Genomic DNA, 15,276 nt, shown 5'->3' with positions numbered 1-15,276 from the left:
GCGTTTTTATCCTGGCAGATGGCCTGTACCCGGATCTGGTAATCTTTACCCCTCTCGAGCACGGCCAGCGGTGTCAATTTCAGGTTTTTGATTTCAGTCATCAGAAGCCGCGCTTGATTTAAAGATTCGACTACCGGCGGCGGCCCGTTATCCCATGAGCGCAACAAGCGGTATTCATTTTTTTGGGGGTGGTGCTTAATGGTATTCGTTGCGGTGTGATGCGCCATTTTTTTATCGAACCAGAAGGATTTGACCTCATAAAGGGCAATCGAAAAAATGATGGTAGCGGATAATTCATCGGCGGAAGAGGCATTGACATCACCGGCAATTACATCACTGATCTTTACAGATAAAAGCAGATAGCTCTGGGAGGAGTTCATCTCCAGATCCCTTACCTCGGCTCCCCGGGCCGCCGAAAATCCGATTGCAAGATAGAGGATTGCCCACAATAATCTAAAAAAAAGCTGTTTCATGACCCGGTTGGAACTCATCAAAATACCTCGGCACTGCAAAGATCTTTTTCGAGTGTTAGACACAAGGAATTATGTTCAGGAGCTTCTTGAAACTTACCTGTGACTCTGGCCTCCGAGTATAAACGACAAATTTAACCGGAAGATTATGACAAGATTACTATTTGATAATGTGGGAAAGGCGCGAAGATGAGCTAATAAATGTGGGAAAAGAAATCGGGCTGGAGGAGATGGGAGGATATTTAGGTCTTGATGCGCTGTTGGAACTTAAAAAAGATTGCATCGTCGCCATGACTCAGCGCAATGACCTTTTTATGATTTTCGCCGTCATTGCGACCTGCCCGCCATCGCGAGCCGCTCAGGCGAGGCGGGCGGGGTGAAGCGAAGCAATCCCCAAAGATCCAGTGTCATGTGGATTTGATGGGATCAACTAGCAAATACCAGGGCAAAGCGGCTGCCCTGATTGAGGGCGCTTTCGACGCGAATGCTGCCGTTAAGGGATTCGGTGTAGGCCTTGACCAGGCTGAGGCCCAGGCCCGTGCCGCCCTGGGACCGGCTGCGGTCGCAGCGGTAAAAGCGCTCGAAGATATGGGGCAGATCGTTTTCGGAAATACCCATGCCGGTGTCCTCAAATTCGATTCGAACCTCGCCATTTTGTGCTGCGGCAGATACCTTAACCACTCCGTCTTCAGAAGTGTATTTAATGGCATTTTCCAGCAGGTTGGTCACGATCCGCTGTATTTTTCTGCGATTGCTCGTCACTGCCAGCGATTCCGGCAGGCTGGTTTTCAAATCTATTTTTTTGGCTTCGGCAATCGGGCGGAAAAGTTCACAGGCCTCGCGGATGAGATCCACCAGTTCGAATTCTTTATCTGTTTCGCCATTGACACCTGCTTCTGCCTCGGTGATGTCCAACATGGTATTAATCATTTCGATCAAGGTGTCACATTCTTCAATCGTGCTGGCAGCCATGTCTTTGTATTCGTCAATGTCTTTTTCCCTAAGCAGGCTCATTTCGGCGATACCGCGAATTCTGGCCAGGGGACTTCTCAAATCGTGGGCAATATTGTCGTTAATTTCTTTCATGGATTTGAGCAGGCTTTGAATGCGATCCAGCATTCGGTTAAAGGTGGCGCCCAACCGCTCGACTTCTTTAAGATGCCCTTTGATCTGCACGCGTCGGTCGTAGGCACCGTTTGATATTTCCTCCGCCGTTTCAGTAACGGCTTGCATATCCATCGTGGCCCGCCGCGCCAGCAGCCATCCTATGATAGCGGACACGATGATCAAACTGATAATCAAAACGGAAAACAACTGCAGAAAAATATCCAGATACTCGTCTACCTCTTCCAGGCTTTCGCCGATCTGCAAAACGGTATCCGGGCCGACAATGGCGGTTATCATGCGGGCCTTGTCATCGCGCTCCTCGATGGACAAGGTTTGGATGACGGAAGTCGATCCTTCTTTTTGCAATTTTTGCAGGATCTTCTGCTTGCCAACCGCTCCCCAGGCAGACATGTCGGTGGTGAACATAACGTCGCCATTGAAATTAAACAGACGGTAGAAATCTTCAGCCGGGTCTTCAAGCTCAGCCTCTTGAGAGATTTTGGATACAGCGGCTTCTACGTTGCCTTCTTTGATTATTTCAGAATATTTTTGAGATTCACCCAGCAACTCAACGTCCAGATGTTCCATGGTGACGGAATAAATCCGGTAATAAAAGATCAGAAAACCGATAGTGGATAGGACCGTAAATGCGACGGCATACAGAAGGGTCAGGCGAAAGAGTAACGAGTTTTTTAGATCACGAAGTTTCTTTGAGAACATATCCGACTCCCCGAACCGTATGGATCAGCTTAGCATCAAAATTTTTATCAATCTTGTCCCGTAAATAACAAATACGGGCTTCGACCACATTTGTCTGGGGATTGAAATTGTAATCCCAGACGTGCTCCATAATCATGGTTTTGGAAACCACCCGGCCGGCGTTTCGCATCAGATACTCAAGCAAGGAAAACTCAAGGGGCTGCAGAAAAATCTCCTGATCCGCTCTAAAGACCTTGCGCTTATCCAGATCCAATTTCAGATCGGCAACATTCAGCTCGGCAGGCGCAGTGACGCGCGTTGAGCGTCGAATGAGCGCCTGAACCCGCGCCAGCAGCTCAGAGAAAGCAAACGGTTTGACCAGGTAATCATCGCTGCCGGTTTTTAATCCCTTGACGCGATCGTCTACGGATCTTTTGGCACTTAAAATTAGCACCGGCGTATTGATATTATTTCTGCGGATCTCCTCAATAAGGGTTAAACCGTCAAGTTTGGGCAGCATCAGATCCACAACGGCAATGTCATAGGGTTCGGTCAACGCCAGATGCATTCCGTCTTCGCCATTGGCTGCGTGGTCGACCGCAAATCCGGCTTCTTTGAGACCGTTGGTCACAAATTGTGCAATTTTAACGTCGTCTTCAACGAGTAGTAAGCGCATGGCATTACCTTATAGTATAGAATGTTATGGTCGTGTTACACGAGGGTTACCATTCGATAACCTAAAGCTATCTTAAAAATGTATTTAAGATCGATTACCAAAACCTATCTCAAAATAGCAGATCACGTCCAAGGGCGCGGCGCAAAACCGATTCAAAAACGGAGTATACACGGTAGTATTCGAGTATTTTGAATCGGTTTTCAACAATGCCATTGGGCGTTAGATGAATTTTTGAGATAGGTTTTTTAAAATTCAAAGACCAGCTGAACCTGATACATATTCTGTGAATTTGTGGCCTCGCTGTCGTCTTCTTTTTCAAATTTAGAATATCGATATTCAAATAATAGGGAGGTGTCGGTTATAAAGAAGACATCGAACAGATCTGACAAGGAACAGTTAAATCCTGTGATGATACGATAATCCAAAACCTCATCCTGATCTCCGTGCGTATCATCGCTGAAAGCTTCATAACGTGCGGCCAATTGTAATGAATCCAGCACATCAAACGCCAGCCCCACCACCCCGGCACTTTCCTTGTTTTCTTCCTCGTTCTCTCCTTTCTCGCGCTCGAGCGCCCTGGCATATTCGGCATCCAGGGTAAACTTCCAGTAATTTAGTGTCAACGCGCCACCAATGGACTGGTTGCGGTCCCCGTCACCGGGCTCACTGTTATAAAAGGCACTCAACATCAGGGTGTCTTCAATGGGCTCAAGGGTCGCATTGACAATGTAGGATCTGAATTTGTCCTGTTGCTGGCGTCCGGTTCGAAAATCGTGGGTTTCGAAATCATTCAGTTGATCGGGGATTTGCGGGTTGCGGTACACAGAAAATGAAAGGTCCAGCCCGTAAAAGTCAGGGTTAAAGCCAATGGTGGCACCCCATTCATCGATCTCATAAATATCTTCGACCACCGTGCCTTCAATCAAATGATCTTCAAAAACACCGAACGGAAACACGGTTCTGCCACCCACAAAATACATGGGGAACTGCGTGCTTTTTAAGGTAACGATGGCCTCATCCAGTCGCAATTCCCCTTTATCACCCTGTTGGCCGACATCCTCCGCCGCAGCGACGATTTTGGCCTTGCTCCACTCGTTAAAAAAAAGACGCAAAGCCAATTCCGCTGTGCTGATAAAAAAATCGGAACTGGTGTCACTATTTTCATCATCCACATCTTTGGGCTCGAGATATTGATAGTTCAGTTCAAGACCGCCATTGAGCCTGACTTTTTCGCCAAAGACCGGTTGGATTTGTTGATTGAGCCAGCTAAGCTCCCACTCTTCTTTTTCTTCTTCCTCATCGACTATTTTAAGCTCTTGTTTAACGTCTTGATCATCGGGATTGTCATCCGCCCAGATCAAACCATAGGGCCACAGAACCATCACCATGGCAAAAAACAGCATAAACCTGTCGATATTTTTGCCTTTGGCACACCATGACCGTTCTGATCGGTTCAGCATGATGCTACTCCAGAACACAAACTTAAACATTAATTCTGTTTAACGTTGCTGCCCCTAGACCCGCAGCCGCCTTCAAAACCGCATCCCCGGCCAATTATGATCGGAGTCCTTCATGAAAACCATTTTTTATAATTTTTACAGTTGATTAGGCAATATACTGTATACCCGGACAACATTATCCCAAGCTTATGCAAACATTATCATTTAATAATGTTCTGACTTCAACTCGTATTTGACAGCCAGCCGGCTGTGTCCACCACAGAGACATCACGAGCATTTTTATCAACACGTTATAAAGTTATGTCATTATTGTCCGATAATTACACAAAGTCCTGTAATCCAAATATTTTAGAATGGCAAGCGGCTATCAGACCCGCAAAGGGTTTCGAGGCAAAAATACCACTTTGAGAATAGGAGACATATCCCCATGAAGAAATTAGCAACCGTTTCGATTCTGATCGTATTAGCGGCTTTATGGACCTATCCCGGTCAAGCGCGCGAGGTGGTCTATTTTGCGCCGGATGGCAGCAAAATCACCCGCGCAGAGTATGATCGGCTGGCTGACAAAAATGCGGATGCCTATCAGCGTTCCAAAAAAACCTGGAGTTCAAAAGCATTTAAAAAATCCAGCCGACGGGTGGCCAGGTCGAGCCAAAAGAGCGGAATCTCTGAAATTCGAGAGTCGGATATCCGCAATATCTCTAAAAGAATGATCGAATCGTCAAGCAACAGAGATCTTAACGGGATGATCGCTTATCTGGCACCGTCCTTTACGGTCAGGATGCAAACCTCAGTAGGTGAATTGAGCCTGACGCGCGCCGAATATGTTGCCTTACTGAATGAGACATGGCCTGCAATTCGATCGTACCGGGTGAACATTGAAAGTCAAAAAGTCACCGTGGCTCGGGGCAAACAAAAAGCGATTAATGAGGTGACGTTGGTTGAAAACTCAACTCTGGTCAATGGCATGGCAGTCAAGGTGCGGACGCACCAGAAATCAGTATATGAAATAGTAGACGGGAAGATATTGATTACCAGCACCGAGGCCGTGGAGGAGACGCTGTAGACAGCGGGCCAAGGTTATCTGTTTAAAGATTGTGTGCAGAGAACCGCGTAAATTCAGGTCATCTAAAATCCAAGATGAATAGCATCACTGGGATTATGTTATCTCATTTTCTCGCCGAATGCCGCCAGGGCCGGTTGGCTGATGCGGGGATCATCGTAGTCTAAAAATTGTCCGCTGAATTCACCGGGTGCGTGAAGCGCCAGCCAGGCAATTGCGCGCCCGGGCACCTCCGGCTTTTCAAGCTGCCCCCCCGCTTTAAGATTCTGATAATAGGCCAGCTGTTCGGCAGACATCACACCCTGCCCTTTTTGCCGAATCGTATCCTGCATTTGGGTATCCACCACACCCGGTCTGACAGCCATTACCGTCAGCCGGGGCTCTTCGGCTGCCAGCACCCGGCTGAGATGATTCAGCGCTGCTTTGGCCGCGCAATAGGCACTGGCATTTTCAACTGTGATCGTGGCCGCACCACTGCTGACATTTACGATTCGGCCATTTTGCTCGCGCAAGTCGTCGATGGCTGTCCGGATCAGATAGAACGGCCCCAGCAGGTTGACCGCGATGTTGGTTTGCCAGTGGTCAACATCACTGCCGCTGACCGGCGCAAGCGGTTCGACCATACCGGCGTTGTTGACCACCGCATCCAGCCGCCCGAATTGTTCCAGGGTTTTGGCGACCGCCACGCGGCAGGCGTCTGCATCGGAAACATCACCTGTACAAACCAGCGAAGTGCCCCCCAACTGCCGCACATCTTCAGCCACCTTCTCAAGATCATCCGCCGAGCGTGCGATTAAAGTGACGGTCGAACCGGCTTTGGCCAGCCAGCGCGCAGTTGCCGCGCCAACACCACGTGATGCACCGCTAACGATGACGACGGGATTTTCAGGCATTTTGAAACCCTCGGTATTGAAAGGCGAATGGTTTGAATAGAACGCGTTTTTATTTCGATAATCCCCGGAGCGCCACAACATCCTTGGCATCACGCTTGCCCATCGAATGCTTCATGAACTCCACCATCAATACGGCGTGCATGGCCTCGGTTGACATTTGAAACCAGGGCTTTTTATCTTTGAAAATCCGGGGGGACCATCTGCGGGGCGGCCGATAATCATGACCGTAATGATTTTCCAGGATCGTCAGATAGGTGGTGATTTTTTCTTTGAGCTCCGCTTCAGGCAACGCTTTTATATTGGAATACATCGTCGCCAGCGCGTCGATGCTTGGCAGGTCGGGATGCTCTATTATTTCCTTGTATGATTTGGCGAACCGTTTTATCCCGTTGTGGATATGGTGTTTTTTTACAACGTTGATTTTGGACCAGCCGGCCTGTACCCACCTGAATACCCCGCAGCGCAGCAAAGGTTCTGCGGGATCCATTTCGGTGTATATGTTAATGCCGTATGAATCATACATGCGGGATTTCACCCAGCCCAACCCTGGAATTGTGAGTCCCGGCTTGCCCGAATAAAAATAATCCCAGTTGTCGTCCAAGCCCAGCACATAGCCCTTTTTGCCCACATCCGAAGAGCCTGTTTGCTTGGAAATCGATATAAGCACCTTGCGATTGTTGTCTTTAAACAATATAAGGGTGCGATGCAGCTGATAGCGATAGTAAGCGCCGGAGAAGACATCTGGTGTGTTTTCAATAGTTTCGAGACCTTTAACAATCACCGGCGCCTCAAGGTTGTCGACCGTATCCCACAGCACCGGCATCCGATCGTCTGAACCCTGTACCTGGCTCCAGTGTGACAGCCGAGTGGACGAGGGCGCCATAAGATAGCTGGGAAAATTGGGATTAAAAGAATATTTAAGAATATGATCAAAATGCTGCCGGATATCAAAGTCCAGATACGCAGAGGGGGAGCCTAGTTTGGTGTCCGCATAGTAAAGGGCATCCGTGGCTTTTGGCTTTTGTACAAATTCCAGTAATTTTTTAATTTTAGCGGGCTGAAAGGATTGATGCTTAGAAGGATCCGCCAGATCCAACAGATATATCAATCCTGGCGAAAGGCTCTCGGGAACCTGAGTTTCGGTCAACATCTCGGAACCGGAGACAGGAGCAGCCTGGAACATTAAAACCAGCATGATCAATGCGCATCCGCAACCCATTTTCTGCAGTGTTGTCATTTTTGGTGTTGAGCCTCGTTTGGTCATAAGGATAAAACCCTCGATGCGATATGGAAAAATCTGAAAAAAAATTTGTATCCAAAGCAATCATTAATGACAATATCCTAATCAATAATTACCTTTTCCTAAATCGAGTGTATCAATTTAGTTCCCCAAATTGAGCATTTCAAGTTTTACGAATTCAAATACTGTAATCGAAAGGAAAAAAAAATGAAAGTGAAAATTGACTATGATTTATGTATGGGTGATCGCAACTGCAACAAACTGTGCCCGGAAGTCTTCGATTACGATACCGACCAATTGCAGGCCAGGATCATCGTTGACGAAGTGCCCGAACAGTATCATGATGTGGTCCGACAGGCAGCCGCTGAATGCGCTCCCGGTGCGATCATTGTCGAAGAATAGGGCATTTATATATCTGAATTTTATTCCGATTCGATTAAATTCATTAGAACCTATCTCAAAAATAGGTGATCACGCTCAAGGGTCCGCCTCAGGCGGATTAGATGCATTTTTGAGATGGGTTCTAGTTATCCTGATCATTTTCCTTACGAATACCTATGAAAACGCAATCCATTAGCGTCAAAGGCGCCCGCCAGCACAATCTCAAAAACCTGGATATCGACATCCCTCTGAACCGGATTACGGTCGTCACCGGCGTTAGCGGTTCCGGCAAGTCGTCGCTGGCTTTTGATACCCTCTATGCTGAAGGACAGCGCCGCTACGTGGAAACGTTTTCACCCTATGCACGCCAGTTTATGGATCGCATGGATCGGCCGCAGGTGGACAAAATCGAAGGGATTCCGCCGGCCATCGCCATCGACCGCAAAGACCCCGTGCGAACCTCGCGATCAACGGTCGGCACCATGACCGAAATCACCGATTACGTCAAATTGCTGTACGCCCGACTCGGGGAGCTTCATTGCCAGATGTGCGGACAGCCGGTAAAGCCCGAAACACCGGCGCATGTATGGAATTTCTTAATAAGCCAGCCGCCCGGTGCCCAGGTGGTGATCACCTTTCCTTATCAACTGGAGGGATCACCCTTCGATGAAGTGCGGCGCTATCTGATGCAGATGGGTTTTGACCGCCTTTACCTCGAAAACCGCATTGTTCACCTGGACGAATGGCAGCCGGCAAAAGATCAAAAGCGGATTCCGGTATTGGTCGACCGCGTCATCCTGCGGGACAAAGACCGTGAGCGCATCCTAGATTCCCTCGAGCTGGCCTATCGTTTCGGCGGCGGACAGCTGGATATCTGGGTTCCACCCCACGGCCACAAAGCCTTCAGCAACCAGCTGCAATGCGCTAAATGCCATATCACCTACAACCCGCCGCTGCCCAATCTGTTCTCATTCAACAGCCCGCTGGGTGCCTGCGATACCTGTCGAGGATTCGGCCGCACCATCGGCATTGATATGGATCTGATTATCCCGGATCCCTCCCGCTCACTGGCAGACGGCGCTATCAAGCCCTTTGGGTCAGAAAAAGACGGGCGTATGGAGTACGATGATCTGATGGATTTTTGCCGGCGCCGCAGGATTTCCACCCGAGTTCCATTTAAACGGCTAAAGGCGGCCGACAAAAAAGCGATCATCGAAGGCACATCTAACTATTACGGCGTCAAAGGCCTGTTTCGCTGGCTGGAGAGAAAAACCTACAAGATGCCCGTACGCGTATTTCTGTCGCGCTACCGCAGCTATGATATCTGCCCGGATTGCGACGGCGCGCGCTTCAAAGATGAAACCCTGCTTTACCGATTGGCCGATCGCACCATCGCCCAAGTTTACCAAAAAAATGTGCTCCAAGCCCTTGATTTTTTCAATCGCCTGAGACTGCCCGAACGGGATGAGGCCGGCCTGCTGGTTCGCGATGAAGTTCGCAGCCGTCTGACCTATCTTAAAGATGTCGGCCTGGGGTATCTGACCCTGGACCGCCAATCCCGCACCCTTTCCGGCGGCGAAGTCCAACGGGTGGCATTGGCGTCCGCCCTGGGATCCTCATTGGTCAATACCCTGTATGTTCTCGATGAGCCCAGTATCGGTTTGCATCCCCGCGATAACCATCGGCTGATTCGCATTTTGAAGGGATTGCGAAACCTGTCCAATACCGTCGTGGTCGTCGAGCATGATCCGGAAATTATCCGCGAAAGCGATTTTCTGCTGGACCTGGGGCCCCGGGCCGGCGAAAAGGGCGGCGAGGTAATGTATTTTGGCCCCACGGCCAATGTCAACGGCTCGCTGACCGGCCAGTACCTGAAAGGCAAACGCCGCATTGAGCATAGCAGGCAAACCCGGCGCCCCGATAAAAACCGCTGGATCACCATCAAAAAAGCCGCTGAAAATAATTTAAAAAACATCGATGTGCGGATTCCGCTGGGAATGTTCGTCTGTCTGACGGGCGTATCCGGTTCCGGCAAATCAACCCTAGCAGAGGAAATCCTTTACAAAGCCGTCAAACGTGCACTGGGCGATCCCCAGGACCGCCCCGGTCGCCACCAGAAGCTCACTGGTATAAACCACATCGACGATGTGGTGTTGATCGATCAGCGCGCCATCGGGCGCACACCGCGTGCCAATGCGCTGACCTACACCAAAGCCCTTGACCCCATCCGCAAACTGCTGGCCGCCACCGAAGACGCCCGCGCCAAAAATTTTGGGCCGGGCTATTTTTCCTTTAACGTCGACGGCGGAAGGTGTGAAACCTGCAAAGGCGATGGTTTCGAAAAGGTTGAAATGCAGTTTCTGTCGGATGTGTTCATTACCTGCCCTGATTGTAAGGGGCGCCGTTTTACAGAAGCCATATTGCAGATCACCTATCAGGGAAAAAACATCAACGATATTCTCAATCTAACCGTCAGCCAGGCCCTGGATTTTTTTATTGATCAGTCCAAAATTGTGACCGCTCTGCAACCGCTGGCCGGTGTTGGTTTGAGCTATCTGCGCCTGGGTCAGCCGATCAACACCCTCTCCGGTGGTGAGGCCCAACGCCTGAAATTGTCGCGCCATTTAAAGTCCAACGGTAAAAGGGCAGGCCAGCGCCTGTTTATTTTCGATGAGCCTACCACCGGTCTGCATTTTGATGACATCGGCAAATTGCTCGCATCCCTGCAGCGCCTGGTGGATGACGGCAATACGGTTTTGGTCATCGAGCACAACATGGATGTGGTTAAAACCGCAGACTGGGTTATTGATTTGGGGCCCGAAGGCGGAGATGACGGCGGCCAACTGGTGGCCAGCGGAACGCCTCAAAAAATCGCCCAAAACGGCAATTCACATACCGGACGGTTCCTAAAAGCCTATTTGGAAGGAAAAGGCCGTCTGAAACGACCGACATCCGGCCGACCGGCTGAGGTTGCCGATCCGATGGCCGCTTTCGGCGCTTCAGCAACGCCGAAGCGTATATCCTTAAAAGGCGCCCGCGAGCACAATTTGAAAAACATCAGCCTGACCGTTCCCCAGAACGAACTGGTGGTGCTCAGCGGGGTTTCGGGTTCGGGCAAATCCACTCTGGCCTTTGACATTCTGTTTGCCGAAGGGCAGCGCCGCTACCTGGAAAGCCTCGCCCCCTACGTTCGCCAGTATATGAAAATATTGGAACGCCCGGATGTGGACCTGGTCACCGGTCTGGCACCGACCGTGGCCATCGAGCAGCGCATCAGTCATTCGAGCCGCCGCTCAACGGTAGCCACCTTGACTGAAATTTACCATTTTCTCAGGCTGTTATTCAGCAAACTTGGCCATCAGCACTGCCCGGGATGCGACCGACAGCTAACAGCCCAAAGCCAGGCTGCCATCGTCAAGCAACTCCGTCAACGTTATGCCCGAAAGCGGGCAACAATGCTGGCCACCCAGGTTTTCGGGCGCAAGGGTTTTCATAAAGACGTGCTGGCCCGTGCACTGAAAAAAGGATTCAAAAAGGCCCGCATCGATGGCCGCATGACGCCCCTCAAAGAAGGTATGGCCTTGAGCCGCTATCACGAACACACGATTGAATTGGTGGTCGGGCGCCTGCCGTCTAAGAATCTGGCGCCACTGGTGGACAAAGCCTTGAAAATCGGCAACGGCAGCCTCACGCTTGTCGGCCGGGGGGGTCATGAAGAAATTTATAGCCTCTCAGGCACCTGCCCGACTTGCGGTATCAGCCTGGAACCCCTTGACCCGCGATTGTTTTCCTTTAATAGCAAGCAGGGCGCCTGCCCCGATTGCGGCGGGCTGGGGGTAACCGGCATCCTGGAAATCGACGATGACGACGTTCCGATTGCCACCACAGTCTGTGTGAGCTGCGCAGGCAGCCGTCTCAAGCCCCAGACCCGGGCGGTTAAAGTCGGCGGTCATTCCATCTGGGACCTGGTACGCAAACCGGCGCAGGACACATTTAACGCCATCAAAAAATTAAAATTTCCTGCAGCGCAAAAACCCATCGCCGAACCGGTGGTCAACGAAATTCTGACGCGACTGTCTTTGCTCAACCAGCTGGGCCTATCCTATCTGTCACTGTCGCGCAGCGGCGACACCTTGTCTGGCGGCGAGGCCCAGCGGGTGCGCCTGGCCGCCCAGTTGGGCTCAAATCTGACCGGTGTCTGCTACATCCTGGATGAACCCACCATCGGGCTGCATGCCCGTGATAACGGGATCCTGATCGATGCCCTCAAGACCCTGCGGGACCGCGGCAACAGCATTCTGGTAGTTGAGCATGACGAGGAAACCATTCGCGCAGCGGATACCATTATCGATTTAGGTCCGGGTGCCGGTCAGGACGGCGGCAAGGTGGTAGCCTCCGGTGGGCTCCATCATTTAAAGAAAGTCAAATCGTCGATTACCGGTGCTCTGATTGACGGGCATGCCAAGAAAATTTCATCCCGGCTCAGACCCTACCGCTCGGCCAAAAAACTGTTTGTTCAGGGGGCCAAGACCAACAACCTCAAAAATATCAGCGCGCGTTTTCCTCTTGGCCGCCTGGTTTGCATCACCGGTGTCTCAGGTTCGGGCAAATCCTCTTTGCTTAAAGAAACGCTGTATAAGGGTCTGCGCAACCGCCTGCAGAAGAAAAATTATCCGGCCGGCCAATGCAAGGACATTAAAGGTTGGCAGCAGATTCAGCGGGTATTAGAAGTTGATCACAGCCCCATCGGGCGCACGCCGCGATCGGTGCCCGCATCCTATGTCGGTTTTTTAAGCGAAATTCGAAAATTGTTTTCATTGACACCGACGGCCAGGGCCAGAGGCTATAAACCCGGCCGCTTTTCATTTAATGTGGCCGAAGGCCGCTGTGATGCCTGCAAAGGACAGGGGCGACCTAAAGTGAAAATGAGTTTTCTGCCGGATGTGTATGTACCCTGCGAGATCTGCCGCGGCAAGCGGTATAATAAGGAGACCCTGGCTATCCAGTACAAAGGCAAAAGCATGGCTGATGTCTTGGAAATGACCTTTGCCGAAGCGGTACGTTTTTTCTCGGCCGTCCCCAACATCCGCCGCGCCGTGCAGTTTGTTTGTGACGTCGGACTCGGCTATCTGTGCCTGGGACAACCCAGCCCGACCCTATCCGGCGGTGAGGCCCAGCGCATCAAACTGGCCAAGCAACTGGTTAAGCGCTCAAATGGACACACGTTCTATATATTGGATGAGCCGACCACCGGGTTGCACCTGGCCGATATTATGCGGCTGATCAACGTGTTGCAAGCCCTGGTAGATGAGGGCAACACCGTGGCCATTATTGAGCACAACATGGAAATCATCAAAGAAGCTGACCACATTATTGACCTGGGCCCGGAAGGCGGCGATCAAGGCGGCCGTGTGGTGGCCACCGGATCACCGGCGGAGCTTCTCAAATTTAGTGCTAAATCTCATACTGCCAGGTGCTTTCAGCGGTATCTCAACGGTTCAGAGGTTCAGGGTTCAGAGGTTCAGAGGTTCAAAGGTTCAAAGGTAAAGTAGATGTAATAATTAACGCCCAACATCGAACTTCCAATTGGGATATCGCTTCGCTCATCGCTCTTAATCCGACCAACTACGATCAACCATTCGACGTTGGACGTTAAACGTTGAATGTTGGACGTTCGTCTTTATTAATCTTTGACTTTCTGTGTTTACGGGTTCAGAGGTAGCAGCCAGTAGCCAGAGGCCAGGAAAAAGGATTGTCTGATGAATTCCCAGTTTCAACATCTGTTTTCTGTCCTCTGTCATCTGACTTCTGATGCTTAATATGTCGTTCTCCGGCCTGAATTGTCGTTCTGGAGCCATGACGTGTCGTTTTACGGCTTAAACTGTCATGGGTGCAGCATTTAACGGTCACAAGGATCGAACAGGATTAATTTTGATCTTTCTCGCTTTCCGGGCCTGCCGCACCATAGCTAATATTTTTAGCGACGGCGGAATGAAAGTGAGAAAACTCAATCCGCTTTCAGCGTAACATTAATTCCTCTAGTTGGCCCCATTTACTTTGTATTATTTTTGTAGTGCCGTTAAGTATCTAAAAACCGAAGCGTATGTTCACCTTCGCCGAAGGCGATTGTGTATTTTCAGTTTCTTCTGGAAACTGAAAATGAAAAATTATAATCTTGTAAATCCTGTAGATCCTGTCTGAAAAAATGCAGTTTGCAGATTCCGATCGGCCAGTAGCCAGAGGCCTGATAATTTAGTATAAATCAGCATCGCCAACCTGGATGAAAGGAAGAGCGCTACGATGAAACAATTGAAGCTGGCCGCGGTCCAGTTTACGCCCGAATTCAATGAGAAACAAAAAAATTTCGCCCGCATGCAGCAGCTGGTTGAAAAGGTCACGGCGGACATCATTGTCTTTCCCGAACTGTGCACCACTGGCTATTTTTTTCTTGCCCGGGAGGAAATCGACCGGGTGGCTGAAACGGCTGACGGTGAAAGTTATGATTTTTTTAATGATATGGCGCAACGAAAAAACGCTGTTGTGGTGGCCGGATTTGCCGAACGCCATCAAGAAAAATTGTATAATTCCTGTTTTGTCATCGTTCCGGAAACTCAAAAACCGTCTGTCTATCGCAAAACACACCTTTTTTATAAAGAAACCGATTGTTTCGATCCCGGCGATAGCGGCTTTTTTGTGGTGACCGATAAAAAGCGAGATGTCCGCATCGGGCCAATGGTGTGTTACGATTGGCGCTTTCCCGAATCGGCCCGGGTGCTAACCCTTTTGGGGGCCGATGTGATTGTCTGCCCTGCCAATTTAATCACCACGGCCTGGCAGCAGGTGATGCCTGCCCGGGCCATTGAAAACAATGTCTATCTGGCGGTTGCCAATCGCGCCGGTATTGAACGAAGAAATGATGAAGAATTGAAATTCAAAGGCCGCTCCGTCATCTATGATTATAGCGGCCGCGAACTGGCACAGGCCGGAAATAACGATGATGAGGTCCTGCTGGCAGACTTCATTCCGGCAAAGGCACGCGATAAATCCTTTAATCCCATCAATGACGTCGTCACCGACCGACAGCCGCAGCACTATAAGCCGCTGACAAGATTGTAAAATATATTCTTCCTTGCTATACTTAAAAATTAGCTTTAAAACCTCATCTGGTATCCGATGACTGCGTTACAATCCGCTTCAAAATACTCGCGTACTATCGTGTACGCTCCGCTTTTGAAGCGAATTAAGCCTTGTCCTCGAATATCAGCTAACCTTTTAAAGCGAATTTTA

At 50.1% G+C, this 15,276-nt stretch carries 11 protein-coding genes; 5 read left to right on the top strand and 6 right to left on the bottom strand.

Annotated elements, in window-relative coordinates:
• The coding region (locus QNJ26_18090) for a DUF4390 domain-containing protein (protein ID MDJ0987456.1) at positions 1-491 on the bottom strand (491 nt) is incomplete at its 3' end.
• A 182-nt stretch (positions 492-673) separates the two neighbouring features.
• Here QNJ26_18090 and QNJ26_18085 point away from each other — a divergent pair.
• Positions 674-850 (top strand): hypothetical protein, encoded by a 177-nt coding sequence (locus tag QNJ26_18085; GenBank protein ID MDJ0987455.1) that lies wholly within the window; start codon positions 674-676, stop codon positions 848-850.
• A gap of 46 nt (positions 851-896) precedes the next feature.
• Here the strand turns inward: QNJ26_18085 and QNJ26_18080 are convergent, their stop codons facing one another.
• The 3 genes from QNJ26_18080 to QNJ26_18070 form a co-directional block, all read right to left on the bottom strand.
• Positions 897-2,297: a HAMP domain-containing sensor histidine kinase gene (locus QNJ26_18080; protein ID MDJ0987454.1), complete on the bottom strand. Its 1,401-nt coding sequence runs from the start codon at positions 2,295-2,297 to the stop codon at positions 897-899.
• On the bottom strand, positions 2,275-2,952 hold the full coding sequence (locus QNJ26_18075; GenBank protein ID MDJ0987453.1) for a response regulator transcription factor: 678 nt from the start codon (positions 2,950-2,952) through the stop codon (positions 2,275-2,277). The genes QNJ26_18080 and QNJ26_18075 overlap by 23 nt, the downstream gene beginning before the upstream one ends.
• A gap of 245 nt (positions 2,953-3,197) precedes the next feature.
• On the bottom strand, positions 3,198-4,412 hold the full coding sequence (locus QNJ26_18070) for an LbtU family siderophore porin (GenBank protein ID MDJ0987452.1): 1,215 nt from the start codon (positions 4,410-4,412) through the stop codon (positions 3,198-3,200).
• A gap of 427 nt (positions 4,413-4,839) precedes the next feature.
• On the opposite strand from QNJ26_18070, the gene QNJ26_18065 reads away from it, so the two are divergent.
• The gene (locus QNJ26_18065; GenBank protein MDJ0987451.1) at positions 4,840-5,478 is read left to right on the top strand and encodes a nuclear transport factor 2 family protein; all 639 of its coding nucleotides are present in this window, start codon (positions 4,840-4,842) and stop codon (positions 5,476-5,478) included.
• A gap of 98 nt (positions 5,479-5,576) precedes the next feature.
• On the opposite strand, the gene QNJ26_18060 is transcribed toward QNJ26_18065, so the two are convergent.
• Positions 5,577-6,368 (bottom strand): SDR family NAD(P)-dependent oxidoreductase, encoded by a 792-nt coding sequence (locus QNJ26_18060; protein MDJ0987450.1) that lies wholly within the window; start codon positions 6,366-6,368, stop codon positions 5,577-5,579.
• 49 nt (positions 6,369-6,417) lie between these two features.
• Complete coding sequence (locus QNJ26_18055; protein ID MDJ0987449.1) at positions 6,418-7,605, bottom strand: hypothetical protein; 1,188 nt, start codon at positions 7,603-7,605, stop codon at positions 6,418-6,420.
• A 210-nt stretch (positions 7,606-7,815) separates the two neighbouring features.
• On the opposite strand from QNJ26_18055, the gene QNJ26_18050 reads away from it, so the two are divergent.
• From QNJ26_18050 to QNJ26_18040, 3 genes are all read left to right on the top strand, one after another.
• On the top strand, positions 7,816-8,010 hold the full coding sequence (locus tag QNJ26_18050) for a ferredoxin (GenBank protein MDJ0987448.1): 195 nt from the start codon (positions 7,816-7,818) through the stop codon (positions 8,008-8,010).
• Between the two features lie 155 nt (positions 8,011-8,165).
• Positions 8,166-13,541, top strand: a complete 5,376-nt coding sequence (gene uvrA / locus QNJ26_18045) for an excinuclease ABC subunit UvrA (protein ID MDJ0987447.1) — start codon at positions 8,166-8,168, stop codon at positions 13,539-13,541.
• A gap of 748 nt (positions 13,542-14,289) precedes the next feature.
• A complete protein-coding gene (locus QNJ26_18040) occupies positions 14,290-15,105 on the top strand; it encodes a nitrilase-related carbon-nitrogen hydrolase (GenBank protein MDJ0987446.1) in 816 nt (271 codons plus the stop codon).
• Positions 15,106-15,276 lie beyond the last annotated feature (171 nt).

It is taken from the genome of Desulfobacterales bacterium (genome assembly GCA_030066985.1).
Classification (GTDB): Bacteria; Desulfobacterota; Desulfobacteria; order Desulfobacterales; family JAHEIW01; genus JAHEIW01.
Note: the sequence above shows the minus strand (reverse complement) of the source record. Positions and strands in the feature narration are given on the sequence as shown.